The sequence below is a fragment of the Pseudomonas simiae genome (genome assembly GCF_000934565.1).
GTDB classification, from domain to species: Bacteria; Pseudomonadota; Gammaproteobacteria; order Pseudomonadales; family Pseudomonadaceae; genus Aquipseudomonas; species Aquipseudomonas simiae.
In genome coordinates, this window is the sequence record NZ_CP010896.1 from 2,272,141 (window position 1) to 2,294,658 (window position 22,518).

General features: G+C 62.1%; 17 protein-coding genes and 1 pseudogene. 10 read left to right on the forward strand and 8 right to left on the reverse strand.

The genetic code is table 11. The features are described from left to right. Positions 1–3 precede the first annotated feature (3 nt). Positions 4–1,179, forward strand: coding sequence for a XylR family transcriptional regulator (locus tag PF1751_RS10410; RefSeq protein WP_044286980.1), 1,176 nt, complete (start codon positions 4–6; stop codon positions 1,177–1,179). Here the strand turns inward: PF1751_RS10410 and PF1751_RS10415 are convergent. The 5 genes and pseudogenes from PF1751_RS10415 to PF1751_RS10430 all read right to left on the reverse strand — a co-directional run bounded on the left by PF1751_RS10415 (position 1,176) and on the right by PF1751_RS10430 (position 8,097). Next, the gene (locus PF1751_RS10415; RefSeq protein ID WP_042571514.1) at positions 1,176–2,441 is read right to left on the reverse strand and encodes a carbohydrate porin; all 1,266 of its coding nucleotides are present in this window, start codon (positions 2,439–2,441) and stop codon (positions 1,176–1,178) included. The genes PF1751_RS10410 and PF1751_RS10415 overlap by 4 nt on opposite strands. A 57-nt stretch (positions 2,442–2,498) precedes the next feature. Continuing rightward, positions 2,499–4,907 (reverse strand): glucose/quinate/shikimate family membrane-bound PQQ-dependent dehydrogenase, encoded by a 2,409-nt coding sequence (locus PF1751_RS10420; RefSeq protein ID WP_010211229.1) that lies wholly within the window; start codon positions 4,905–4,907, stop codon positions 2,499–2,501. 210 nt (positions 4,908–5,117) lie between these two features. After that, positions 5,118–5,972, reverse strand: coding sequence for a methyl-accepting chemotaxis protein (locus PF1751_RS29840; RefSeq protein ID WP_373422406.1), 855 nt, complete (start codon positions 5,970–5,972; stop codon positions 5,118–5,120). A 9-nt stretch (positions 5,973–5,981) separates the two neighbouring features. Next, positions 5,982–7,061, reverse strand: a pseudogene (locus tag PF1751_RS29845) (cache domain-containing protein); the annotation flags it as partial. 145 nt (positions 7,062–7,206) lie between these two features. Continuing rightward, the gene (locus PF1751_RS10430) at positions 7,207–8,097 is read right to left on the reverse strand and encodes a bestrophin family protein (protein ID WP_010211227.1); all 891 of its coding nucleotides are present in this window, start codon (positions 8,095–8,097) and stop codon (positions 7,207–7,209) included. 300 nt (positions 8,098–8,397) lie between these two features. On the opposite strand from PF1751_RS10430, the gene PF1751_RS29110 reads away from it, so the two are divergent. Then, positions 8,398–8,550: a hypothetical protein gene (locus tag PF1751_RS29110; RefSeq protein WP_021493346.1), complete on the forward strand. Its 153-nt coding sequence runs from the start codon at positions 8,398–8,400 to the stop codon at positions 8,548–8,550. Here the strand turns inward: PF1751_RS29110 and PF1751_RS10435 are convergent. Continuing rightward, entirely contained in the window at positions 8,521–8,820 is a 300-nt protein-coding gene (locus tag PF1751_RS10435; RefSeq protein ID WP_032882858.1) for an ArsR/SmtB family transcription factor, read from the reverse strand. The genes PF1751_RS29110 and PF1751_RS10435 overlap by 30 nt on opposite strands. 90 nt (positions 8,821–8,910) lie before the next feature. Between PF1751_RS10435 and PF1751_RS10440 the strand changes: the two genes are divergently transcribed. Both PF1751_RS10440 and PF1751_RS10445 read left to right on the forward strand, forming a co-directional pair. Continuing rightward, positions 8,911–10,002 carry an NADH:flavin oxidoreductase/NADH oxidase gene (locus tag PF1751_RS10440; protein ID WP_010211224.1) on the forward strand — a complete coding sequence of 364 codons (1,092 nt, stop codon included), beginning with the start codon at positions 8,911–8,913 and terminating at the stop codon, positions 10,000–10,002. 174 nt (positions 10,003–10,176) lie between these two features. After that, positions 10,177–12,294, forward strand: coding sequence for a TonB-dependent siderophore receptor (locus tag PF1751_RS10445; protein ID WP_042571518.1), 2,118 nt, complete (start codon positions 10,177–10,179; stop codon positions 12,292–12,294). A 155-nt stretch (positions 12,295–12,449) separates the two neighbouring features. Here PF1751_RS10445 and PF1751_RS10450 read toward each other — a convergent pair whose 3' ends face one another. Beyond that, positions 12,450–13,172 carry a FadR/GntR family transcriptional regulator gene (locus tag PF1751_RS10450; protein ID WP_010211221.1) on the reverse strand — a complete coding sequence of 241 codons (723 nt, stop codon included), beginning with the start codon at positions 13,170–13,172 and terminating at the stop codon, positions 12,450–12,452. Positions 13,173–13,220: 48 nt separating this feature from the next. Further along, a complete protein-coding gene (locus tag PF1751_RS10455; RefSeq protein ID WP_010211220.1) occupies positions 13,221–14,957 on the reverse strand; it encodes an IlvD/Edd family dehydratase in 1,737 nt (578 codons plus the stop codon). A gap of 192 nt (positions 14,958–15,149) precedes the next feature. Between PF1751_RS10455 and PF1751_RS10460 the strand changes: the two genes are divergently transcribed. The 6 genes from PF1751_RS10460 to araG are packed head-to-tail and all read left to right on the forward strand — an operon-like array spanning position 15,150 to position 22,509. Continuing rightward, positions 15,150–16,472, forward strand: a complete 1,323-nt coding sequence (locus PF1751_RS10460; RefSeq protein ID WP_021493343.1) for an MFS transporter — start codon at positions 15,150–15,152, stop codon at positions 16,470–16,472. Between the two features lie 15 nt (positions 16,473–16,487). Further along, positions 16,488–17,477: an AraD1 family protein gene (gene araD1 / locus PF1751_RS10465; RefSeq protein WP_021493342.1), complete on the forward strand. Its 990-nt coding sequence runs from the start codon at positions 16,488–16,490 to the stop codon at positions 17,475–17,477. Positions 17,478–17,487: 10 nt separating this feature from the next. Then, entirely contained in the window at positions 17,488–19,068 is a 1,581-nt protein-coding gene (locus PF1751_RS10470) for an aldehyde dehydrogenase (NADP(+)) (protein ID WP_042571520.1), read from the forward strand. Positions 19,069–19,104: 36 nt separating this feature from the next. Next, the gene (locus PF1751_RS10475; RefSeq protein WP_010211216.1) at positions 19,105–19,968 is read left to right on the forward strand and encodes an SMP-30/gluconolactonase/LRE family protein; all 864 of its coding nucleotides are present in this window, start codon (positions 19,105–19,107) and stop codon (positions 19,966–19,968) included. A gap of 37 nt (positions 19,969–20,005) precedes the next feature. After that, the gene (locus PF1751_RS10480; protein ID WP_044286981.1) at positions 20,006–21,010 is read left to right on the forward strand and encodes a substrate-binding domain-containing protein; all 1,005 of its coding nucleotides are present in this window, start codon (positions 20,006–20,008) and stop codon (positions 21,008–21,010) included. Beyond that, entirely contained in the window at positions 21,007–22,509 is a 1,503-nt protein-coding gene (gene araG / locus PF1751_RS10485) for an L-arabinose ABC transporter ATP-binding protein AraG (protein ID WP_044286982.1), read from the forward strand. Before PF1751_RS10480 ends, araG begins: the two co-directional genes overlap by 4 nt. Positions 22,510–22,518 lie beyond the last annotated feature (9 nt).

Sequence of the window (22,518 nt, forward strand, 5' to 3'; positions counted from 1 at the left end):
ACAATGAAAACCCTACCGCCCGTGCACCGCATTGCCCTGCTGTTCAACGGCAGCAAAATCTACGACCGTGGCATTATCGCCGGCATCGGCAATTACCTGAGCAGTACCCGCGCGTCCTGGGACTTGTTCCTCGAAGAGGACTTCCTGTGCCGCCTCAAAGGCATCGAGCGCTGGCAGGGCGACGGCATCATTGCTGACTTTGATGACCCGCTGATTGGCGAGGCGCTGGCCGGGAGCAAGCTGCCCGTGGTGGCGGTGGGGGGTTCCTACGAGGATGTGCGTGCCTATCCCAAAGGCATGCCCTACGTGGCCACGGACAACTACGCCTTGATCAAGCTGGCCTATGAACATTTGATCGAGGCCGGCCTGACGCGGTTTGCCTGTTTCAGCCTGCCCGAAGCCCAGGCCAATCGCTGGGCCCAGGAGCGCGAAAAAGCCTTTCGCCGCCTGCTGCAACGGGACGGATTGCAGGTCGAGGTCTATCGCGGGCTGGGCACCAGCGCACCGCTGTGGGACAGCGCCGTCGAACAGCAAATCGCCTGGTTGCACAGCCTCCCCAAGCCTATTGGCATTATCGCGGTCACTGACGCCCGCGCCCGGCAGTTGCTGCAAGCATGTCTCACGGCCGGCATTGCCGTGCCGGAGGAAGTGGCGCTGATCGGTATCGACAATGATCCGCTGACTCGGACGCTCACGCGGGTGCCGTTGAGTTCGGTTATCCAGGGCACCGAAACCATGGGCCGCACGGCCGCCGCGCTGTTACACCAGATGTTGCACGGCAAGCCGTGCAGAGGTGAGCAGATCCTGGTGCCGCCGGATGCGATTAATGTGCAGGCTTCAAGCTTGCATCAACCCTTGGGTAATCCGTACGTGATGCAGGCGCTGTTGTTTATCCGGCAGTACGCCTGCCAGGGGATCAAGACCGCTCAGGTGGCGGGATATGTGGGGGTATCGCGTTCATCGCTGGAGACACATTTTCGCAAGGTGCGTGGCTGCAGTGTGCATGACGAGATCCTGCGCTTCAAACTCGCCGCTGCCGCCAAGGGCCTGCAGAACCAGGCCCTGGCGATTGCCGATATTGCCCAGGCCTGCGGCTTCAAATCGGCGCAGTATCTGCACACGGTGTTCCGCCGCGAGTTTGGGTGTACGCCACGCGAGTATCAGCAGAGTGAGGCCTAGAACACGGCCTTGACTTGCAAGCCCAGCACCAGCGCGTTGTCGATGTTTTCGCCCGAGAATGCCCCCGGCTCGATGATGTACTGCACATCCGGGCGCAAGGTCAGCCAAGGCGTGGCCTGGTAGCCGTAGCTGAGTTCGATCAGCTGTTCGGCATTATTCAGGTTGGGGTAGTCGTTCCCGGCGTTGAGCGCGGCCAGTTCCTGCACCTCGCGGCTGCGCGGGTTGGGCACGGCGCGACCATAACCCAGGGCCAGGGTGTCACGCGGCCGGCCTTCGAACGGTTTGTACAACACCACGCCCGCGCCATACCACTTGCTGAACGGCGAGGCCGCTTCGCTGGCGGCGGAGTATTGGCCGAAGGCGTGCAGCACGCGGCCGGCGGAGGACTCCGAGGCCCATACGGCCTGATCAATCAACAGGTAGTGACCACCGCGACCGCTGACCTCCTTGTTGCTGCCGATGCGTTTCACGTCGGAACTGTCGTAGTAATAGCCCAGCTTGTATTCGCCCGGCAGGCTGCCCGCGTGTTTGTACACCAACTCGATCGGCACCACGGTGCCGGTGGTGTGCTTGGGCCCCAGGTGCCAGGCGCGGCTGGAGTTGCCATTGCTTTGCGGGTCGACGTTGAACGCGGCGACGCGCAGTTGCCAGTTGGGGGCAAAGTCGTATTTCACCCGCGCACCCAGGTGCGCATTCGGGTAGTTGGTCCAGCCGCTGCCGCCGGACATGTTCAGCGGATGCCCGCAGAAACCGGCGTTCATGAAGTTGCACAGAATCCCGCTGTCCAGGCCGCCGAGGTCGTTGCCCATGGCCATGTAGCCGAGCTTGACGTTCAGCGCCGGAGTAAAGAGCGTGCGCTCGTAACTCAGCTCGGTCAGGCGAGTGTACAGGCCGCCGTAGTTTTCCTGGATCGGCAGGCGGTTGCCCACCAGGTCCTCGGAAGCGCTATTGCCACGACGGTCGTTGAGGGTGACCTGGATGCGGTCGCCATTGTTGAAACCGTAGAGCTTGCCCAGGTCGAACTGCACGCCGAGCTTGAGGTTCTGCGAGTAGCGCGCCGAGCGGTGTTGGCCGCCGTGGGCGTTGTAGGCGGTTTCGCCACTGTAGTCGCCGGTAAAGCGGATGCCTTGCGCGTCGAGCTCATGGCGCAGGCCACCCCAGTCGCCGGTCAGGGTGGTGTCATCGGCTTGCACGGGCAGGGCGGCACCCAGGGCAAGGCCCAGCAACAGGCGCCCAAGGGGAATGTGAGAAGTGGGGGTCATGCGGGTTCTTCCAAACAGAAGGCGCGGTGCCGGGGGAGGCACCGCGCGAAGAGGGGGTTATGGCAGGGCGTAGGCGATCACGTAGTCGCCACGGTCGGTGGACTGGCGTGCGCCACCGGCAGTGATCACGATGTATTGCTTGCCGGTTTTCGGCGACACGTAAGTCATCGGGCCACCCTGGCTGCCCACGGGCAGGCGGGCTTTCCAGACTTCATCACCGTTGCCGCTGTTGAAGGCGCGCAGGTAGAAGTCCTGGGTGCCGGCGATAAAGATCAAGCCGCCCTGGGTCGACAGGGTGCCGCCGAGGGTTGGCAGGCCGATCTTGATCGGCAGGTGCATGCGGATGCCCAGGGGGCCGGTGTCTTCAACGGTACCGACCGGTACTTGCCAGGCGACCTTTTGCGTCTTCATGTCGATCGCGGTCAGGGTGCCGAACGGTGGCGCCTGGCACGGAATGCCGGCCACCGACAAGAAGCGGTTCTTGTTCACCGCATAGGGCGTGCCCTTGAGCGGCACGGCGCCCATACCGGTGTTCAGCGCTTCGCCACCGGACGAGGCCTGGGCCTTGTTTTGCGACGGCACCATCTGGATCCACAGGCCCAGGCGCATGTCGTTGACGAAGATAAACCCATGCACCGGGTCGGTGGAAATGCTGCCCCAGTTCATGCCGCCCAGCGAACCCGGGAAGCTCAGGGATTTATCAGTGCCTGGCGCGGTGTACAGGCCTTCGTAGCGCATGCCTTTGAAGTCGATGCGGCACAGCAGCTGGTCAAACGGCGTGGCACCCCACATGTCCGATTCGGTCAGGGTCTGTGCGCCGATCTGCGGCATGCCGACCGATTTTGGCTGGGTGGGCGAGTAGGGTTCGTTAGGGATGTTGGCGGCCTTGACCGGGACTTCCTGCACGTCGGTCAACGGCTTGCCAGTGGCCCGGTCGAGCACGTAGATCTGCCCGGCCTTGGTGCCGATCACTACCGCTGGCACCGCTTTGTCGCTGCCCGGCGGGGTGAAGTCGATCAGGCTCGGCTGCATCGGCAGGTCGAAGTCCCACAGGTCATTGTGGACGGTCTGGTACACCCATTTTTCCGCACCGGTGGAGGCGTCCAGCGCCAGTACCGAAGCGCCGTATTTGTGGTTGAGCTGGGTGCGTTCCACGCCGTAGATGTCGGTGGACGAACTGCCCATCGGCAAGAACACGGTGTTCATCAGCGGGTCATAGGACATCGGCGCCCAGCTGTTTGGGGTGCTGCGCACGTAGGTGCTGCCGTCGGCGGGCGCCTGCTTGTCTTCCGGGTTGCCTGGGTCGAAGGCCCAGCGCATCTGGCCGCTGATCACGTCGAAGCCACGGATCACACCGCCGGGCATGTCGGTCTGGACGTTGTCGGCCACGCGACCGCCCACCACCACGGTGGTGCCGGCGATCAGTGGCGCGGAGGACAGCTGATAGTAGCTGTCCGGTACGTTACCCAGGCCGGCTTTCAGATCCACCTGGCCGTGGGTGCCGAAGTCTTCGCAGAACTTGCCGGTGTCGGCATCCACGGCGATCAGGCGTGCATCGATGGTGTTGGTCAGCAGGCGACGCTGGCACTGCGCACCGGCGGGAACGCTGGCGGGCATGATCGGCGAACTGTTGGGCTGGGTCGGCTGGGCAATCGGCGCGGTGGCGTCGAAGTAGGCCATGCCACGGCAACGCTGCCACACCGCCGATTTGGCATTGACTTCGTTCTTCCACAGCTCTTTGCCGGTATCGGCGTCAAGGGCGATCAGGTTGTTGTGCGGCGTGCAGATGAACACTTTGTTGCCGATCTGCAGGGGCGTCAGTTGGTCTTCGGCGCCGTTGCCGTCGCTGATGGCCACGTCGCCGGTGTGATAGGTCCACGCCACCTTGAGCTTGTTGACCGTGTCGCGGTTGATCTGGTCCAGCGCGGCGAAGCGGCTGCCCCCTTCGGTATTGCCGTAGTGCGCCCAGTCTTTCTGTGCGTCGCCCGCAGCCACCGGGGTGATGCCTGGGCCGGCACCGGTCGGCGCCACGCTTGGGTGGGCGACGAACATATTGCCTGCCGCCACTGCAACGCCCGCCGCCAGTACGGCCGCCACGGCATAGGCGCCGCGCGCAGGCTTATTGACGAGCAGCGGGTAGACCAGCGCCACCACCATACCGATGGCCGCAAACATGAAGAGTCGCGAGAACAGCGGCCAGAACACCAGGCCCACATCCGCCACCGCCCAGATGGCCGTGCCGATCAGAAAGGCTGCGAACACCCATGCGCCGGCAGGCTTGCGGCAGGCGATCAAAAGCCCGGCGATTGCCATGATTGCGCCGCCGATCAGGAAGTACCAGGAACCTCCCAGGCTGACCAGTTTGACGCCGCCAATGGCCAGCGCGAGGCCGAGCAGGGCGATGATAACGCCCAAGCCCAGCAATAATAATCTAGAGACGCCAGCGGCGCGCGATGCTCGTTTCATGTCGAAAGGACTCGAATGTGAGAGGGCAAAGACGCGATTTTAGCAAGATAAGTAACTGGTTAGTACATTATAGTCCTGCAATAGACTATTACAGGTACTGCGATGATGACGTGTGGCTAAATGTCGCCCAGGGCGCAATGCAAGTGTGGTGAGCGGAGCAAGCCCGCTCACCAATGTGATGCGCTGAATGGGAGCAGGTTTCGCGCCCGATCAGAACTTAAAGCGACCTACCAATCCTTTGAGCTGGCCCGAAATGTCCGTCAACCGACCTGACCCGGTCTGCGCCGAGTGGGCAAAACCTTCGACCAGTTGCGCGTCGGCATGGATCTGCGCGATGTGCCGGTTGATCTCTTCGGCCACTTGGTGCTGCTCTTCGGCGGCCGTGGCGATCTGGGTGTTCTGGTCGCGGATCGAGTCCACCGAGCCGCGGATCTTGTCGAAGCTGTCGCGTGCCTGCTGGATACGTTCCACGCTGGTGTGAGACACCAGCAGGCTGCCTTGCATCTGCTGCGTCACCTCCTGGGTGCGGCGGGCGAGGTTGCCGAGCAGGCTGTCGATTTCGCCGGTGGAGTCGGCGGTGCGACGGGCGAGGGCGCGGACTTCGTCGGCGACCACCGCAAAACCTCGGCCTTGGTCGCCGGCGCGCGCCGCCTCGATCGCCGCGTTGAGCGCCAGCAGGTTGGTCTGCTCGGCAATCGAGCGGATGGTGTCGAGGATGGTGTTGATGTTTTTGCTGTCCTGCTCCAACTGCTGCATGGTCTGGGTCGAGCGTTGCAGGTCTTCACTGAGTTTGAGCACGCTGCCGGTGGCTTCGCCGATGTGCTGCTGGCCGTCGTGCACGTCGCGGTAGCCTTCGTCGGCACTGGTGGCGGCGGCGCTGCAGGAACGCGCGACTTCGTTGGCGGTGGCCACCATTTCGTTGAACGCGGTGCTTACCAGTTCTACGGCTTCGCGTTGGCGACCGGCCGCCTGGTTCATGTTGTGAGCCACTTCGCGGGTGTCGGCGGCGGCGCTCTGCAGGTCGGACGAGGCGTTGCCGATGCGTTGCACCAACTGGGCGATCATGCTCAGGAACTGGTTGAACCAGCCGGCCAGGCTGGCGGTTTCGTCCTTGCCTTGCACCTTGAGCTGGCGCGTCAGGTCGCCTTCACCTTCGGCGATCTCTTGCAGGCCGTCGGCTACGCCACGGATCGGGCGCACGATAACGCTGGCAAAGCTGGCACCGACTATTGCGAACACCAATGCCAATACCGCTGCAATGGCTGCAATCAACCAAGTCAGGCGCGTGGCGCCGGCCATCACTTCGTCGCGCTTGATCAGGCCGATAAAGCGCCAGCCCAAGTCTTTGGAGCTAACCATATTGGCCATGTACGCCACGCCATCAATCTCGATCTGGGTCACGCCGTCGCCGCGTTTAGCCAGTTCGGCATAGTTCGGGCCCAGGTCGGCCAGGGGCTTGAAGTTGTGCTTGGCATCGCTGGGGTCCACCAGCACGTTGCCGTTGCCTTCCACCAGCATCAGGTAGCCGCTGTCGCCCAGCTTGATGTTGCGTACCAGTTCGGTGAGCTGCTTGAGCGACACGTCCAGGCCGACCACGCCGAGGATATTCCCGGTGGCGTCGGCGACGGTGTGTACGGTGCCGATCAGCGTCACATCATCCGGCGCCCAATAATAGGCACCGGTGCGCACGGTTTTACCCGGCGCGGCGATGGCCGCCTGATACCAGGGGCGCACGCGCGGATCGTAGTTGTTGAGTTTGGTGTCGTCGGGCCAACTGGCGTAGCCGCCGTCTTTCAAACCCAGGGACAGGTAGGCAGTGCTGGGATGGCTCTTGGCGAACTGGTCGAAGATCTCCAGCAGCTCTTTATTCGTGGGGGTGAGCGGGATTTGTGCGGCGTCGGCGCCGGCGTAGCTCTTGAGGTCCTTGGCCGCGACAACGCGCGGGTCCTTGGCCACATAGTCGACGTTCTGGCTGATGCCATCGAAGAACTGCTTCATGCCGTTGTCGATCTGGCGGATCTCACGGCCACTGCTGTCGAGGAAATTGGCTAGGGCCCCCTCGCGCAGATTCAACACGACCAGCACGGCCACCAGGATAACCGGCACGCACGCGATGGCGGCAAATGCCCAGGTCAGCTTTTGCTTGATATTCATGACTTCACCCGCGGGTATTTATAATTTTGGCAAGGAGAAAACAGTAGCGTCGAGCGTCGCATGTGTTGTTATGAGGGGGGTGTGGCCCATGCGTACTCCCTGTATATCGACTGAGGGAGCACGCACTTGAGGCCGAAGGGAGGGTTTAACCGATGCGCTCGCCACCCAGCGCATCACGCTGCATCGACTGCAGGTTTTTCTCGATGGTTTCGCAGATGGTGTCCATCTGGATCTGGTGTTCGCTGGAGTTGAACGGGCTTTGCAGGTCGGTGCCGATGCGCTCGATGGCCAGCAGCATGAAGCCCACCACCGTCGAGGCCAGCGGGGTGAACCAACCCAGGGACTCCACCAGGCCCACCGGTACGATCAGGCAGAACAGCGAGATAAACAGGCGCGGGAAATACACGTAAGGGTAGGGTAGCGGTGTGTTGGCGATCCGTTCCATGCCGCCCTGGGCGTTGGACAAATCCACCAGGGTCGACTCCAGCCGTGCCAGGCGAATGCTGTCGAGGTGACCGACCTTGTACTCCCGTGCCAGCAACGCCGCTGAACCGGTGAGGATATCGTTGGCAAAGTTGTTGGTGGCGCCGTTACGCGCAAACTCATCGCCGGGGATAAACGCGCGGACTTCTTCAGGGCACGGTTGGCCCTTGAGGTGCGCGGCCAGGCAATTCACATAGGCCACATGGCGACGCAGCAGGGTGGCCTTGACCGGGTTCACTTCGTCGTCAGGATCGTCCAGCAGGGTCAGTACCTGGCGTGCAAAACTGCGCGAGTTGTTGACCATCGCGCCCCACAGGGTACGGGCTTCCCACCAGCGGTTGTAGGCGCTGCTGTTACGAAAACTGATCAGCACCACCAGCGCCGAACCCAGCAGGGTCAGGGGCATCAGCGGCAGATTGATCTTGTAGGTGAGGAACAACATGAAGTCCACAGTGACGGCGACGTCCCACAACAACAGCCAGAACAGCGCCCAGCCCACGTAGCCCATGGTCTTAATGATCAGGCGGTACTTTTTGATGATGGCGGCTTTCAAACGAGAACCTCGCGAGCGGTAAGCAACAGTGCTTAAGCTCGGACGCGGGTTCACAGCAAAGGTTCGCCTGATGCCTGAATCGTTTAAGTGCCGCGAATGTCGATCTCTTGCTGGCGCAGCACCTCAAGCGCTGCCAGCACGACATGCGCTTGTCCAATGACGTTGCCCGCCATTACTTCATGGTCGTCTATTCATGATGGTTTCTCATTCGGGCGAGTACGTTGTTTTTATCGATGGCACTGACCACCTCAATGCCAAGTTTCACCCAAGGACTGCCTGCTGCGCCTGGGGGACCTGAGCATGATGTTCAACGCACGGTTGGAGGCGCAGCGATTTGTCGACCAACTGCAAGGGCGCATTGGCGCACTCAAATTCGGCGGTGCGCCGAGCCGTGATGCTGTGCAGGGGGAGGCTGATCCTGGCTCAGTGCTGGGCGAGGATGCACCCGAGTAAACCCGGAAAGCGCGCCTCAAGCACCTCGGCACGCAACGAATTCAGATGCGTGGTGCCCGCGCTGCGGGTGTGCACCAGCCCGGCGTCACGCAACACGCGAAAGTGGTGGGACATGCTCGACTTGGGTCGCCCGCCATCCAGTTCGCCACAGGTGGCCTCGGGCACGCCGGCCAGGCAGCGCACGATTTCGAGGCGAACCGGGTCACTCAGCGCGTACAGCAGGCGTTCGAGGGTCAGGTCTTCAAGGGGAGGGTGTTTAAAGGCTCGCATGAAATGAATCATAGCAGGGGGGTATCGTTGAATACCATAGTTCGATTACCATCGAACTATCGAATCACTCACTCGCTCCCGGAGTTCTTCATGTCCGCTTTGTTCGAACCGTTCACACTCAAAGACGTCACCCTGCGTAACCGCATCGCTATTCCGCCGATGTGCCAGTACATGGCCGAAGACGGCATCGTCAACGATTGGCACCACGTGCACCTGGCCAGCATGGCCCGTGGCGGTGCCGGTCTGGTGGTGGTCGAAGCCACCGCTGTCGCGCCGGAAGGCCGCATCACCCCCGGCTGCGCTGGTATTTGGAGCGACGCCCACGCCGAGGCCTTCGTGCCAATGGTCAAAGCCATCAAGGCTGCTGGCTCGGTGCCGGGCATCCAGATCGGCCACGCCGGCCGTAAAGCCAGCGCCAACCGCCCGTGGGAAGGTGACGACCATATCGCCGCCTCCGATGCCCGCAGCTGGGAAACCATCGCCCCGTCGGCCATCGCCTTTGGTGCCAACCTGCCGCAAGTGCCGCGGGCCATGACCCTGGACGACATTGCGCGTGTGCGCCAGGACTTCGTCGACGCTGCCCGCCGTGCGCGTGACGCCGGCTTTGAGTGGATCGAACTGCATTTTGCCCACGGTTACCTGGGCCAGAGCTTCTTCTCCGAGCACTCCAACCAACGCACCGACGCCTATGGCGGCAGCTTCGATAACCGCAGCCGTTTCCTCCTGGAAACCCTGGCCGCCGTTCGTGAAGTCTGGCCGGAAAACCTGCCACTCACTGCACGTTTCGGCGTGATCGAATACGACGGCCGCGACGAGCAGACCCTCACCGAGTCCATCGAACTGGCCCGTCGTTTCAAGGCCGGTGGCCTGGACCTGCTGAGCGTGAGCGTCGGTTTCACCATCCCTGACACCAATATTCCGTGGGGTCCGGCGTTCATGGGCCCGATCGCTGAGCGCGTGCGTCGCGAAGCCGGTATTCCGGTCACCTCGGCCTGGGGTTTTGGCACCCCGCAGCTGGCTGAAGGTGCATTGCAGGCGGGTCACCTGGACCTGGTCTCGGTGGGCCGTGCTCACCTGGCAGACCCGCATTGGGCATACTTTGCGGCTAAAGAACTGGGCGTCGATAAGTCGTCCTGGACCTTGCCTGCGCCGTATGCACATTGGTTGGAACGCTATCGCTGAGGCGAAATAGCCTGCGTTCATCATCGAAAGCCACTCTCAGGAGTGGCTTTTTTTCATCTGTCGAAAAGTAACGAATGAGAACGCATGTCAATCGGTAATGAGTTGCTATAACATGCGCGGCAAAATAATTGGCAAATATGCCGCTCCATTTGGCTCATTTACTAGGTCATTCCCATGCGTCGTACCCTGGTTTCCCTGTGTGTGCTTCAGGCGTTTTCCCCGTTGAGTTGGGCAGAGGTCGAGTCGGCTGAAAAAGCCGGCATCGAGTTGCAGGCCACCAGCATCACCGGCACTGCCGACTATGAAACAGCGCAGGGGCCGGTGCAGGGCTACCACGCCACACGCTCGGCGAGCGCGACGCGTACCGACACGTCGATTCATGAAACCCCGCAGTCCATCAGTGTGGTCTCCAAAGACGTGGTCGAGGACATTGGTGCTACCCGCCTGCAGGACGCGCTGGATTACGCCGGCGGTGTCGGGCGTGCCAACAACTTCGGCGGGCAGGGGCTCACCACCTTTACCGTGCGCGGCTTTACCACCGGCGAGTTCTACCGCAACGGTTTTCCGATCAACCGTGGTTACCCGAACATGCCGGACGCCAACACCATCGAACGCCTGGAAGTGCTGCGCGGCCCGGCGACCATGCTCTATGGTCGTGGCGATCCGGGTGGCACCTTCAACGTGGTCTCCAAGCAACCGCTGGCCGAGCCTACGGTGACCCTCGGCAGCCAGCTGGATGATCAGGGCATGCAGCGCGCCACCCTCGACGCCTCCGGGCCGCTGGACGAGCAAGGTCGCCTGGCCTATCGCCTGAATGTGGTGGGCGAGGGCGGCGAGACCTTCCGTGACCATGTCGAGACCGAGCGTTACGGCGTGACGCCGGTCATCACTTGGCAAGCCACCGACGACACCAAGGTGATCTTCGAAGGCGACTTCATGCGCAACAATCACCCGCTGGATCGTGGCCTGACGCGCTTTACCAATCAGAAAGGCACCGCGTCGCGCGATACCTTCTGGGGGGATAAAGATGTCGGTAAATTGCACAACGACAACAACATGGCCCAACTGCGTTTCGAGCACCTGCTCAACGACAATTGGACCCTGGGCGGTGGGTTTCAGTGGTTGGACGGTACCTTGCAGGGCAACGCGATTGAAGCCAATAGCCTGGCGGCGGACGGTCACACGCTCAACCGAAACTTCAACTACCGCAAGCTGGAATGGACCGATAAAGATGCCCAGCTCAACCTGACCGGGCATTTCTCCACGGGGGCTTTTGATCACACCTTGCTGACGGGGGTTGAGTTTGAGGATTACGACTATAAGTCGATCATCCAGCGCTCCAGTGCCGCCTACACCAGCGATATTTTCAACCCGGTCTATGGCAAACCGCGCCCGGCGCTGACCAGCACCCCGACTCACGATAAAGAAAACCTTAAAACCTACTCGGCATTCATTCAGGATCAGGTCGCGCTGACCGAACGTCTGAAAGTGTTGGCGGGTGCGCGCTTTGAACGCTTCGAGCACGAGTACGAGACCTATGTAGCGGGTGGTAAAAACTGGAAGGCCAGCGACAACTCGGTCACTCCACGCGTGGGTGCGATCTACGACCTGACTGACACCCTGGCGATCTATGCCGACGCAGCACGCTCGTTCAAGCCCAATACCGGTGCTAGCAGTGGCGGAGTTGGATTTGAACCTGAAAAGGGCAAGTCGTATGAGATGGGCATCAAATGGGAAGGGTTGGATCGCCAGTTGAGCGTTGATGCCGCGATCTATCAGATCGACAAGAAAAATGTGCTCACCACCGATCCTTTGGACCCGAACTCAAAAGTCGCCGCTGGACAGGTGCGCAGCCGTGGGTTCGACCTGAACGTTGCCGGCAACCTCACCCCGGAATGGCGTGTCATCGGTGGCTATGCGTATGTGGACGCCGAAGTGACCAAAGACAACACCATTCGGGTCGGCTCGCGGTTGGCCAACATCCCGCGCAATAGCTTCAGCTTGCTGAACGTGTACGAATTTCAGGATGGCAGCCTTAAAGGGCTTGGGTTGGGCGCCGGCGCCAAATATGTCGATGAGCGCGTTGGCCAGACCTCCAATACGCCGTTCTCGATGGACGCCTACACCGTGGTCGACCTGCTCAGCTACTACAAGGTCAACGACAAAGTCCGGCTGAACCTGGACGTGAAGAACCTGTTCAACCGCGACTTTGAAGAAGGCGCGTTCGGGAACTTCTACGCCTACCCAGGCGAGCCGCGCACGGTGCAGGTCGGTATCGCCTACACCCTCTAACGGCGTACACAGGTAAAAATGTGGGAGTGGGCTTGCCCGCGAATGCAAAGTGTCAGTCACTGAATGTATTGGCTGATACACCGCATTCGCGAGCAAGCCCGCTCCCACATTTGGATCGAGTTACACCCGATAAAGCCCGGTTGCCGGCTCCCGCTTCAGAGCGGCGTCAGCACATTCATCACCGTATCCAACGCCACCCGCGTGTCATCCAACTGCACCAGCGACGCATGCCGCGCGCCCAGCGCGTCGCGGTTCTGGATTGCGGTGAGAATCGCCTTGTGCCGGGGCAGGCTCAGGCCCTGGATGTCCGGGCGGCGGTTGGTGATGTTGATCGACTCGCGCAACGGCAGCGACAGCATATTGCACATGTAGGCCAGCAGGTCGTTGCGGGTGGCGTCGGCAATCGCGCGGTGGAAGTCCAGGTCGGCCTGAAGCAGCTGTTCGTGGGTCTGCGCGGTTTCCATGCCCAGGTAGGCTTGTTCGATGGTGGCAATGTCTTCATCGGTGGCGGTGGTCGCAGCCATGGCGGCGATTTCCGGTTCGAGGATGCGTCGCACGCCGGCCAACGTGTTGAAGAACTCACTGTGGGGCGTGGACTGCATCAACCAGGACAATACGTCCGGGTCGAGCAGGTGCCATTTCAACCGAGGCCGCACCACCGCGCCCACCCGTGGCTTGGAATACACCAGGCCCTTGGCGCTGAGCACCCGCGTAGCCTCACGCAACACCGAGCGGCTGACCTTGTACTCCTCGCAGAGCGTGGCCTCCATGGGCAGCCGTTCTTCAGGCTTGAAGCGACCGGAAACGATGTGCATGCCCAAGTCCTGAACGATCTGGGCATGCTGGCTCTTGCGCGGCTTGGACGGCTGGTGATCCATGACTACAGGGAGGCTCTGGCTTGAATTCGCCGCATCATAGCATCCCAATTAGTGGGAATGCCTTGGGACTTCCGCCCCGCGGCAACCCACCAGGAAGTCAAAGTCACAGCCCTGGTCGGCCTGCAGCACATGGTCGATGTACAGCTGGCGATAGCCGCCGACGATGAGTTTCTGCGGCGGCGCCAGGTCGGCCATGCGTGCCGCCAGCTCTGCGTCGGGGATGTCCAGGTGCAAGCGGCCGTTGGCGCAGTCCAGTTCGATCCAGTCACCCTCCTTGACCGTGGCCAGCGGCCCGCCGGCCGCAGCCTCTGGCGCCACGTGCAACACCACCGTGCCATATGCGGTGCCGCTCATGCGCGCATCGGAAATCCGCACCATGTCCGTCACGCCCTGGGCCAGCAGCTTGGCGGGCAGGCCCATGTTGCCGACTTCGGCCATGCCTGGGTAACCCTTGGGGCCACAGTTTTTCATGACCAGGATCGAGTTGGCATCCACGTCCAGTTCCGGGTCATTGATGCGCGCCTTGTACATGTCGAAGTTCTCGAACACCACCGCACGACCTCGGTGCTGCATCAGTGCCGGGCTGGCGGCGGACGGCTTGAGCACCGCACCGAGCGGCGCCAGGTTGCCGCGCAACACGCAGATGCCGCCATCGGCGCGAATCGGGTTGTCGAGGGTGCGGATCACTTCGTCCTGGCCGTAGATCGGCGAGTCCTGGGTGTTCTCGCCCAGGGACTTGCCGTTCACGGTCAGGGCATTCGGGTGCGGGATCAGGTTGGCTTCACCGAGGCGGCGCAGCACGGCGGGCAGGCCGCCGGCGTAGTAGAACTCTTCCATCAGGAAGCGGCCCGAGGGTTGCAGGTCGACAATGGTCGGCATGCCACGGCCGATGCGGGTCCAGTCATCCAGGTCAAGTTCGACGCCGATGCGCCCGGCAATGGCTTTGAGGTGGATCACCGCGTTGGTCGAACCGCCGATGGCCGCATTCACGCGGATCGCGTTTTCGAACGCCTCTTTGGTGAGGATCTTCGACAGCTTCAAGTCTTCGCGCACCATTTCGACCGCACGCATGCCCGACATATGCGCCAGCACATAGCGCCGTGCATCCACCGCCGGAATCGCCGCGTTGTGGGGCAGGGAAGTGCCCAACGCCTCGGCCATGCAGGCCATGGTCGACGCGGTGCCCATGGTGTTGCAGGTGCCTGCCGAGCGTGACATGCCGCCCTCGGCCGCGAGGAAATCATCCAGCGTAATCGTGCCAGCCTTGACCTGTTCACTGAGCTGCCAGACCACTGTGCCCGAGCCAATGTCCTGGCCCTTGTGCTTGCCGTTGAGCATCGGCCCGCCGGTGACGACGATGGCTGGCACGTCGCAACTGGCCGCGCCCATCAGCAGGGCGGGGGTGGTTTTGTCGCAGCCGGTCAATAGCACCACGCCGTCAATCGGGTTGCCACGGATTGCTTCCTCTACGTCCATGCTTGCCAGGTTGCGGGTAAGCATCGCGGTAGGGCGCAGGTTCGACTCGCCATTGGAGAACACCGGGAACTCCACCGGGAAGCCGCCGGCCTCGATCACGCCGCGTTTGACGTGCTCGGCAATCTGGCGGAAATGCGCGTTGCAGGGGGTCAGCTCTGACCAGGTATTGCAGATGCCGATGATTGGCTTGCCATGAAACTGATGGTCGGCAATGCCCTGATTCTTCATCCAGCTGCGGTACATGAAGCCGTTCTTGTCGGCGGTACCAAACCACTGGGCAGAGCGTAGGCCGGGCTTTTTATCAGGCATGATCGATTCTCTTATTGTATGACTATATGTTCTATGCGTGCTTAAACATAAGCGCAAAAACGCTGCTTTGGAAGAGTTGTTTTGCAAATAGTCATACTATATAGTCGGCTTCAACAGAGGTATGACCCTGGCGGATTTCCGCGAGAGGCGTCCCCCGAGCTTCTATAAAAACAACAATCGGAGATCGACCCCATGAGCCAGGAACTGCGGCTTATTCGGCGCATCACGCTGAAACTGATTCCCTTCCTGATCCTGCTGTACCTGATCGCCTACGTGGACCGCTCCGCTGTGGGCTTTGCCAAGCTGCACATGGGCGCCGACGTCGGCATCGGCGACGCCGCCTATGGCCTGGGCGCGGGGTTGTTCTTCATTGGCTACTTCCTGTTCGAGATCCCCAGCAACCTGATGCTCGACCGCTTTGGCGCACGGCGCTGGTTTGCACGCATCATGATCACCTGGGGCGCTATCACCATCGGCATGGCCTTCGTGCAGGGGCCGCACAGCTTTTACGTGATGCGCTTTCTGCTCGGCGCGGCAGAGGCGGGGTTCTTTCCGGGTGTTCTCTACTACATCACCCAATGGTTTCCGGTGCGCCATCGCGGCAAGATCCTTGGGCTATTCATCCTGTCCCAGCCTATTGCGATGATGATTACCGGCCCGGTGTCCGGTGGTTTGCTGGGCATGGACGGCATGCTTGGTCTGCATGGCTGGCAGTGGCTGTTCATCGTGATCGGCACGCCGGCGATCCTGCTGACCTGGCCGGTGCTGCGCTACTTGCCGGACGGCCCCAAGCAGGTCACCTGGATGAGCGAGGACGAAAAGGCCTGGCTCACCGGAGAGCTCGCCAAAGACCTGCAAGCCTACGGCCAGACCCGCCACGGCAACCCGCTGCATGCCCTGAAAGACAAGCGGGTGTTGCTGCTGGCGCTGTTCTACCTGCCGGTGACCCTGAGCATCTATGGCCTGGGCCTGTGGTTGCCGACGCTGATCAAGCAATTCGGCGGCAGCGACCTCACCACCGGCTTCATCTCCGCCGTGCCGTATATCTTCGGCATCATCGGCTTGCTGATCATCCCGCGCAGTTCCGATCGGTTGAATGATCGCTACGGTCATCTTGCGGTGCTTTATGTGCTCGGTGCCATCGGCCTGTTCTTCAGTGCCTGGTTGAGCGTGCCGCTGCTGCAAATGGCGGCGCTGTGCCTGGCGGCGTTCGCGATGTTTTCCTGCACGGCGGTGTTCTGGACCTTGCCGGGGCGCTTTTTTGCCGGCGCCAGTGCGGCGGCGGGCATTGCGCTGATCAACTCGGTGGGCAACCTCGGTGGCTATATCGGCCCGTTCGTGATCGGTGCGCTCAAGGAATACACCGGCAACCTGGCGTCGGGCTTGTACTTTTTGTCCGGGGTGATGGTGTTCGGGTTGGTCTTGACCTTCGTGGTCTACCGCTTGCTGGAGCGCAAGCACGTGCTGCCTGCCGACCAATTCGCCGCCAGTGCCCGTGGCGCTACACGTACTTAATCTGGGAGAAGTTTCATGCGTTTAGTTCAGTTCGAGTTAAGCAACGGCGAACGCCGGGTCGGCGTGGTAGAGGGCGATAGCCTGCGTGAAGTGCAGACGGCACGCAGCGTGCGCGAATTGGCCCTGGCCGCCATCGAAGCCGGCGTCGGCCTGGCACAACAGGTCAATAACCTCGGCCTGGGCGACAGTCACGACTACGCCACGTTGCTGGCCGGCCTGAAAATCCTGCCGCCGCTGGACCACCCGGACCCGGCGCATATGCTGATCAGCGGCACCGGCCTGACCCACCTGGGCAGCGCCTCTGCGCGGGACAAGATGCACCAGGCCGGAGACGACACCGCACTGACCGACACCATGCGCATCTTCAAGTGGGGCGTGGAGGGCGGCAAGCCCGCGGCCGGCCAGGCGGGCGTGCAGCCCGAGTGGTTCTACAAGGGCGACGGCAGCATCGTCGTGCGCCCCGGCGCAGCTTTCCCGGTACCGCCGTTTGCCGAGGATGCCGGTGAAGAGCCGGAGATCGGTGGCCTCTACGTCATCGGCCCGGACAGCAAGCCCTATCGTGTCGGGTTCGCGGTGGGCAATGAATTCTCCGACCACGTCATGGAGCGCAAGAACTACCTGTATCTGGCCCATTCCAAGCTGCGCAGTTGCAGTTATGGCCCGGAGTTGCGCGTGGGTGAGTTGCCCCAGCACCTGGCGGGCACCAGCCGTATCGTGCGTAACGGTGAGGAAATCTGGCGGAACGAATTCCTCAGCGGCGAGGCCAATATGTGCCACAGCCTGGAGAACCTCGAATACCACCACTTCAAATACCGCCAGTTCCTCAAGCCTGGCGACGTACACATCCACTTTTTCGGCACCGCCACGTTGTCGTTCGCGGACGGTATCCGTACCCAGCCGGGCGATGTGTTCGAAATCAGCCAGGCCGAGTTCGGTGCGCCGCTGGTCAACCGTGTTGGCAGCAGTGATGCGGCTTTCGAACCCGGCAACGTCATTACCCTTTAAGGAGAAAAACATGACCTCGTTCCTCGGCCACAACTACATCGGCGGTCAGCGTAGCGCCAACGGCAGCGTCACCTTGCAAAGCGTCGACGCCACCAGCGGTGAAGCCTTGCCGCAGCATTTCTACCAGGCTACGCCCCAGGAAGTCGACGCCGCCGCCAAGGCTGCCGCGCAGGCTTATCCTGCCTACCGCGCGTTGAGTGCGGCACGCCGCGCGCAGTTCCTGGACGCAGTGGCCGATGAGCTGGACGCGCTGGGTGATGAATTTGTCGAGCTGGTCTGTCGCGAAACCGCGTTGCCGGCCGCGCGTATCAAGGGCGAGCGTGGGCGTACCAGCGGCCAGATGCGTCTGTTCGCCACCGTGTTGCGTCGGGGTGATTTCTACGGCGCGCGCATCGACAAAGCGCTGCCTGACCGCCAACCCATGCCGCGCCCGGATTTGCGTCAATATCGCATTGGCCTGGGGCCGGTGGCCGTGTTTGGCGCCAGCAACTTTCCCCTGGCCTTCTCTACTGCGGGCGGCGACACCGCCGCCGCGCTGGCGGCAGGCTGTCCGGTGGTGTTCAAAGCCCACAGCGGGCATATGGCGACGGCAGAACGCGTCGCCGATGCGATCATCCGCGCGGCCGAAGCCACCGAGATGCCGGCGGGTGTGTTCAATATGATCTTCGGCGGCGGTGTCGGTGAAGCACTGGTCAAGCATCCGGCCATCCAGGCGGTCGGCTTTACCGGCTCGCTCAAGGGCGGCCGTGCATTGTGCGACATGGCGGCAGCGCGCCCGCAACCGATCCCGGTGTTTGCCGAGATGTCGAGTATCAACCCCGTGATTGTGCTGCCCCAGGCGTTAAAAGCACGGGCCGAAAGCGTCGCGCGTGACCTGACGGCATCGGTCGTCCAGGGCTGCGGCCAGTTCTGCACCAACCCTGGTCTGGTGATCGGTGTCGCATCGCCTGAATTCACCGCGTTCACCCAACAAGTCGCCCAATTGATCGGCGACCAACCGGCACAGACCATGCTCAACGCCGGCACCCTGAGCAGCTACGGCAAAGGACTGGAGAAACTCCTGGCTCATCCGGGTATCCAGCACCTGGCGGGCAGCCGACAGGCCGGTAACCAAGCGCAACCGCAGTTGTTCAAGGCCGATGTACGCCTATTGATCGACGGCGATGAAGTGCTGCAGGAAGAAGTCTTCGGCCCCACCACGGTGTTCGTCGAAGTCGCCGACCAGGTCCAACTCAGCGCCGCGTTGCACGGCCTGCACGGCCAGCTCACAGCAACGATCATTGGCGAGCCGGCCGACCTGCAACAGTTCGCCGAACTCACTCCCCTGCTGGAGCAGAAGGTCGGCCGCATCCTGCTCAACGGTTACCCGACCGGTGTGGAGGTCTGCGATTCGATGGTGCACGGCGGGCCGTACCCGGCGACGTCGGACGCCCGTGGCACTTCGGTCGGCACCTTGGCCATCGACCGTTTCCTGCGCCCCGTGTGCTTCCAGAATTACCCTGATAGCCTGCTGCCCGACGCGTTGAAAAACGCCAACCCGTTGCGTATCCAGCGGCTGGTGGATGGCACGCCATCTCGCGACCCGCTGTAACGCACACCTGAGAACAATAAAAATTCAGGAGGCATCATGTCGTGTATCGCCGTTACCCCGCACCGTGCGCAATTGGGCGAGGGCCCGTTCTGGGACGCGCCGACCCAGGCGCTGTACTGGGTCAATATCGCCGGCAAACAGGCGCTGCGCCTGATGGGCGGGCAATTGCAAGTGTGGCAGTTGCCCGAGCATGTCTCGGCGTTCATCCCGTGTGAAAGCGGCGATGCCTTGGTGACCCTGAGCAGTGGCGTCTATCGCCTCGACCTGGCCACTGAAGCCCTGACGCTGCTGTGCGTAGCGGACCCGCAACCGGGTAACCGCGGCAACGAAGCGCGCTGCGATGCCAGCGGCCGCCTGTGGCTGGGCACCATGCAGAACAACATTGGCGAGCAGGGTGAAGACCTGCCCATCACCCGACGTTCCGGTGGCCTGTTTCGCATAGATGCAGATGCGCAGGTCACGCCGTTACTCAGCGGCCTGGGCATTCCCAACACCTTGCTGTGGAGTGATGACGGCCGCCACGTGCATTTCGGCGACAGCCTGGACGGCACGCTGTACCGGCACGCTATCCAACCCGACGGCCAACTCGACCCAGCGCAGACCTGGTTCGGCCCACACGAGCGCGGCGGGCCGGACGGCTCGGCCATGGACGTTGACGGCTACATCTGGAACGCCCGCTGGGACGGCAGTTGCCTGCTGCGCCTCACGCCCGACGGCGAAGTGGACCGCATCGTCGAACTGCCCGTCAGCCGTCCCACCAGTTGCGTATTGGGTGGCCCGAACCTCACCACCCTGTACATCACCAGCGCCGCCAGTCCCTTGGATCACCCCTTGGACGGTGCGGTGTTGGCCATGGAAGTTGATGTCCCTGGAAAACCTTGTCATCGCTTTGCTGGATAAAACCCAAGACTTAAAACAACAACAAGGAGTCACCCGTATGAATCGTCGTCGTGGTTTGCGTTCCCTGTGCTGCGCCGCTGTGGCGGTCTCGGCCATGAGTTTGAGCGGGCTGTTGCTGGCCGCTGAGGAAGTGACAATCGGTTTCCTGGTCAAACAGGCCGAGGAACCATGGTTCCAGACCGAATGGGCCTTTGCCGAGAAAGCCGGCAAGGAACATGGCTTCACCGTGATCAAGATCGCCGTGCCCGACGGCGAGAAAACCCTCTCGGCCATCGACAGCCTGGCTGCCAACGGCGCCAAGGGTTTTGTGATCTGCCCGCCGGACGTTTCCCTCGGCCCGGCCATCGTCGCCAAGGCCAAGGCCAACGGCTTGAAAGTCATCGCGGTGGACGACCGATTCGTGGATGCCAAGGGCAACTTCATGGAGGACGTGCCGTATCTGGGCATGGCGGCCTTCGAAGTCGGCCAGAAGCAGGGCGCCGCCATGGCCGCCGAAGCGAAAAAACGCGGCTGGGACTGGAAGGACACCTATGCGGTGATCAACACCTTCAACGAGCTCGACACGGGTAAAAAACGCACCGATGGTTCGGTCAAATCCCTGGAGGAAGCGGGTATTCCCAAGGATCACATCCTGTTTACTGCCGCCAAAACCCTGGATGTCCCAGGCAGCATGGACGCCACCAATTCGGCCCTGGTGAAACTGCCCAGTGGCGCGAAAAACCTGATCATCGGCGGCATGAACGACAACACCGTGCTGGGCGGCGTGCGCGCCACCGAAAGCGCCGGCTTCAAGGCGGCCAACGTGATCGGCATCGGCATCAATGGCACCGACGCCATTGGCGAACTGAAAAAGCCAAGCAGTGGTTTCTTCGGCTCGATGCTGCCTAGCCCCCATATCGAGGGCTATAACACGGCGCTGATGATGTACGAGTGGGTCACCAAAGGCACCGAGCCTGCCAAATACACCGCCATGGATGAGGTGACCTTGATCACCCGTGAGAACTTCCAGGCCGAACTGACCAAGATCGGGCTGTGGCAATGACCGCTGCTGCCTTGCGATTTGACGGCATTGGCAAAACCTTCCCCGGGGTCAAGGCGCTGGATGGCATCAGCTTCAGCGCCCACCCTGGGCAGGTGCACGCGCTGATGGGCGAGAACGGCGCGGGCAAGTCGACGCTGCTGAAGATCCTCGGCGGCGCCTACATTCCCAACAGCGGCACGCTGCAGATCGGCGAGCAGGTCATGGCCTTCAAAAGCGCCGCCGACAGTATTGCCAGCGGTGTGGCGGTGATCCATCAGGAACTGCATCTGGTGCCGGAAATGAGCGTGGCCGAGAACCTGTTCCTCGGGCATTTACCGTCGCGTTTCGGCGTGGTCAACCGGGGGCTCCTGCGCAAGCAGGCCCTCGCTTGCCTCAAGGGCCTGGCGGATGAAATCGATCCGGCCGAGAAACTCGGGCGTCTGTCCCTGGGCCAGCGCCAACTGGTGGAAATCGCCAAGGCGCTGTCCCGTGGCGCCCATGTAATCGCCTTCGACGAGCCCACCAGCAGCCTCTCCGCGCGCGAAATCGACCGCTTGATGGCGATCATCGCGCGTCTGCGCGATGAGGGCAAAGTGGTGCTCTACGTGTCGCACCGCATGGAAGAAGTATTCCGCATCTGCAACGCGGTCACGGTGTTCAAGGACGGTCGCTACGTGCGCACGTTCGAGGACATGAGCGCGCTGACCCATGACCAGTTGGTGACGTGCATGGTCGGTCGCGATATCCAGGACATCTACGACTACCGTCCGCGTGAGCACGGCGAAGTGGCGCTCAAGGTCGACGGCCTGCTGGGCCCCGGTCTGCGTGAGCCGGTCAGTTTCAACGTGCGCAAGGGCGAGATTCTTGGCCTGTTCGGGCTGGTAGGCGCAGGGCGGACGGAGTTGTTCCGCCTGCTCAGCGGCCTGGAACGTGCCAGCGCCGGGCAACTGGAGCTCTGCGGCGAGCCCTTGCACTTGCAGTCACCACGGGACGCCATCGCCGCCGGCGTGCTGCTGTGCCCGGAAGACCGTAAGAAGGAGGGCATCATTCCGCTGTCCAGTGTCGCCGAGAACATCAATATCAGCGCACGCGGTGCCCATTCCACGTTCGGCTGGTTGCTGCGTGAAGGCTGGGAGAAGGGCAACGCCGATCAGCAGATCAACGCCATGAAGGTCAAGACACCCAACGCGGCGCAAAAAATCATGTACCTCTCCGGCGGCAACCAGCAGAAGGCCATTCTCGGCCGCTGGCTGTCGATGCCGATGAAGGTGCTGCTGCTGGACGAACCCACCCGCGGCATCGATATCGGCGCCAAGGCCGAGATCTACCAGATCATCCATAACCTGGCTGCCCAAGGCATTGCGGTGATCGTGGTGTCCAGCGACTTGATGGAGGTGATGGGCATCGCCGATCGCATCCTGGTGCTGTGCGAAGGCGCGCTGCGCGGCGAACAAACCCGTGAGCACGCGACTGAATCCAACCTGCTGCAACTGGCCTTGCCGCGCAGCGTGGCGAACTGAGAGACGACT

Bases quoted from the DNA above. Each gene is read 5' to 3' on its own strand.
- PF1751_RS10410 (WP_044286980.1), top strand. From the start codon at position 4: ATGAAAACCCTACCGCCCGTGCACCGCATTGCCCTGCTGTTCAACGGC.
- PF1751_RS10415 (WP_042571514.1), bottom strand. From the start codon at position 2,441: ATGACCCCCACTTCTCACATTCCCCTTGGGCGCCTGTTGCTGGGCCTT.
- PF1751_RS10420 (WP_010211229.1), bottom strand. From the start codon at position 4,907: ATGAAACGAGCATCGCGCGCCGCTGGCGTCTCTAGATTATTATTGCTG.
- PF1751_RS29840 (WP_373422406.1), bottom strand. From the start codon at position 5,972: ATGATCGCCCAGTTGGTGCAACGCATCGGCAACGCCTCGTCCGACCTG.
- PF1751_RS29110 (WP_021493346.1), top strand. From the start codon at position 8,398: ATGATGTTCAACGCACGGTTGGAGGCGCAGCGATTTGTCGACCAACTG.
- PF1751_RS10435 (WP_032882858.1), bottom strand. From the start codon at position 8,820: ATGCGAGCCTTTAAACACCCTCCCCTTGAAGACCTGACCCTCGAACGC.
- PF1751_RS10440 (WP_010211224.1), top strand. From the start codon at position 8,911: ATGTCCGCTTTGTTCGAACCGTTCACACTCAAAGACGTCACCCTGCGT.
- PF1751_RS10445 (WP_042571518.1), top strand. From the start codon at position 10,177: ATGCGTCGTACCCTGGTTTCCCTGTGTGTGCTTCAGGCGTTTTCCCCG.
- PF1751_RS10450 (WP_010211221.1), bottom strand. From the start codon at position 13,172: ATGGATCACCAGCCGTCCAAGCCGCGCAAGAGCCAGCATGCCCAGATC.
- PF1751_RS10455 (WP_010211220.1), bottom strand. From the start codon at position 14,957: ATGCCTGATAAAAAGCCCGGCCTACGCTCTGCCCAGTGGTTTGGTACC.
- PF1751_RS10460 (WP_021493343.1), top strand. From the start codon at position 15,150: ATGAGCCAGGAACTGCGGCTTATTCGGCGCATCACGCTGAAACTGATT.
- araD1 (WP_021493342.1), top strand. From the start codon at position 16,488: ATGCGTTTAGTTCAGTTCGAGTTAAGCAACGGCGAACGCCGGGTCGGC.
- PF1751_RS10470 (WP_042571520.1), top strand. From the start codon at position 17,488: ATGACCTCGTTCCTCGGCCACAACTACATCGGCGGTCAGCGTAGCGCC.
- PF1751_RS10475 (WP_010211216.1), top strand. From the start codon at position 19,105: ATGTCGTGTATCGCCGTTACCCCGCACCGTGCGCAATTGGGCGAGGGC.
- PF1751_RS10480 (WP_044286981.1), top strand. From the start codon at position 20,006: ATGAATCGTCGTCGTGGTTTGCGTTCCCTGTGCTGCGCCGCTGTGGCG.
- araG (WP_044286982.1), top strand. From the start codon at position 21,007: ATGACCGCTGCTGCCTTGCGATTTGACGGCATTGGCAAAACCTTCCCC.